Source organism: Bartonella sp. OD88NMGDW, from assembly GCF_042193775.1.
Taxonomy (GTDB): Bacteria; Pseudomonadota; Alphaproteobacteria; order Rhizobiales; family Rhizobiaceae; genus Bartonella; species Bartonella grahamii.
Genome location: NZ_JBHIMA010000079.1, coordinates 1 through 710, shown reverse-complemented (window position 1 = coordinate 710; position 710 = coordinate 1). Strand labels below are relative to the sequence as shown.

Here is a 710-nt window from a genome sequence, read left to right as displayed (position 1 = left end):
AAAAAGAGAAGCGTTTAAGGAATTCGGTCAACTTGACCAAATTGCTCTTCAGTCTGCAATTGTGCAATGTTTGCACCATTGCTCCTTTGAGGAATTGGGTAAACATTACCCTATTGCTGTACTCATGCAATTGGATCAACTTGATCCTATTTCTCGTTTTAGCAATTGGTGCAAGTTGCACCTATTCCTTACCTCCACACCAAAGTGCGAACTTTTGATTTTGGTCTCAATACTCTTCAACACCGATCAAAGGGTCAAGTTGACCCTTTGATTTTTTGTCACTCAGAGGTTTCCTTTTCTCCTGCCTCTTTTCCCTTGTTTGGTGCTTCAAGTGTAATTTCTGTGGTGTATCCACTTTGTTTTTCATAGCAGTGGGTGACGGTCGCAGCTTTCCATGGCCCATTGATTTGCCCACGAAACCCTTGAAGAAGCAGAGGTTGATCCGCCATGATTTCTGGGCGTCCCTCAAGGGTCAAAGAACCACTGCCCACAGCACGACACAACCTGTCCGACTCGGAAGCAGCAGCAGCTCGTGCTTCCTCCTCACAAGTGTAACAAGTCCGTAAACGCCGCACGGGACCGCTAACCCCTGTCTGATGCTTGACTTGGCATTGCTGCCCTTTTGAGCGATCAAAATAAGAAGCTTCAATGGTGCCATATTGCGTGCGTGGCTCTAGGGTAAATTCCCAGTTGGAACAGTCGTGTTTATG

At 46.5% G+C, this 710-nt stretch carries 1 protein-coding gene and 1 pseudogene; one reads left to right on the top strand and one right to left on the bottom strand.

Going from position 1 to position 710, the window contains the following annotated elements; translation table 11 throughout:
• Window positions 1-271: hypothetical protein (locus ACFIJR_RS09195; protein WP_375654088.1), on the top strand; the 271-nt coding region annotated here is incomplete at its 5' end.
• Window positions 272-278: 7 nt separating this feature from the next.
• Here ACFIJR_RS09195 and ACFIJR_RS09190 read toward each other — a convergent pair.
• Window positions 279-710, bottom strand: a pseudogene (locus tag ACFIJR_RS09190) (late control protein); the annotation flags it as partial.